Source organism: Streptomyces sp. 150FB, assembly GCF_000818195.1.
Classification (GTDB): Bacteria; Actinomycetota; Actinomycetes; order Streptomycetales; family Streptomycetaceae; genus Streptomyces.
Map to the genome: position 1 here is coordinate 3,647,750 of NZ_JTHL01000001.1, position 1,380 is coordinate 3,649,129.

The window sequence follows — 1,380 nt, forward strand, 5'->3', positions numbered from 1 at the left end:
CCGCCGACGTCGTACGGTGGCTGCCGCCCGCGTCCGCGATCGGCGCGGTGGCCTCGGCGAGCGAGGGCGCGTACGGGCGGGCCGCGCTCCAGCTCCTGCTGACGGCCGCGGCCCTCGGCGCGCTCCTGTACGCCTGGCAGCGCTCGCTGGTGAAGCTCATGACGGCCCCGGACGGCTCGACCCTCGCCGCGGCCGAGCCCACCCGCAAGGAGTCCTCCCAGGGCTTCGGCGGGCTGCTGCCCGAGGGCCGGACGAGCACGGTGATGCAGCGCGGCCTCCGCTACATCTGGCGCGACCCCAAGACCAAGGCGGCGTGGGTGACGTCGCTCGTGGTCGGCCTGATCGTGCCGCTCTTCAACGCGCTCCAGGGCACCGGGACGATCTACCTCTCGTGCTTTGCCGCCGGCATGCTGGGCATCCAGATGTACAACCAGTTCGGCCAGGACACCTCGGCGTTCTGGATGGTGGCCCTGACGATCTCCTCGACGCACGACGCGTACCTGGAGCTGCGGGCGCGCGCGTTCGCCCTGCTGCTCATCACGCTGCCGTACGCGGCGCTGGTCACCACCCTGACGGCGGCGCTGCTGGGCAACTGGCGCGGTCTGCCCGAGGCGCTCGGGCTCTCCTTCGCGCTGCTGGGCGCGATGCTGGCGACGGGCGCGGTGGCGTCGGCGCGCTTCCCGTACTCGATCCCGCAGGGCAGCGGCTACAAGAACGTGGCGCCGGGGCAGGCGGGGCTCGCGTGGATCTCGATCCTGGGCGGAATGGTGAGCGCGGCGATCCTGTGCGCGCCGGTGCTGGCCCTGCTGATCTGGATCCACGTGGCGGACGCGACGGGTGTGACGTGGCTGTTGTTGCCGGTGGGGGCGGTGTACGGGGGGCTGATCGGCTGGGCGGGGCTGCGGGTGGCGGCGCCGCGGACCGCTGCGCGGCTGCCGGAGATCTTGGTGGCGGTCAGCAAGGGCTAGTCGCCTCGCGGCGGGCGGCCGTGGTCTGGGGCGGTGCGCTTGGTTGCGGCCGGTTGTTCGTGTGCCGGGCGCCGGGGCCTCCGGAGGCACATGTCCGGACGTGTGATTTACGGCGTCGTCACCCCGGACGTATTGCCTGAGGCGGTCGTGCGCCACAAATCTCACGTTAGCGTCCGGACACGTACCTCCTGCGACCCCGTCACCCTCCGTCGCCCGTGGGCAGACCCGTAACGCCGCGCCCGGGGGCGGTCAGTGCGGCGTTCCCGCAGGTGAAGGGGGGGCGCGCAGGGGTGGTGTCCGGGATACTAACGCGTGATTTGCGGCGCAGGGCCGCGTTAGCTGGACGACCGCCCGCACGCGCCGTAAATCGTGCATCCCGGATATCGCCCCGGAGCGACACCCGACAACACCT

Annotated in this window: 1 pseudogene; it reads left to right on the top strand. The window is 72.2% G+C overall.

Annotated elements, in window-relative coordinates:
- A pseudogene (locus tag QR77_RS48665) lies at nt 1-968 on the top strand (transporter); the annotation flags it as partial.
- Between the last annotated feature and the right edge of the window lie 412 nt (nt 969-1,380).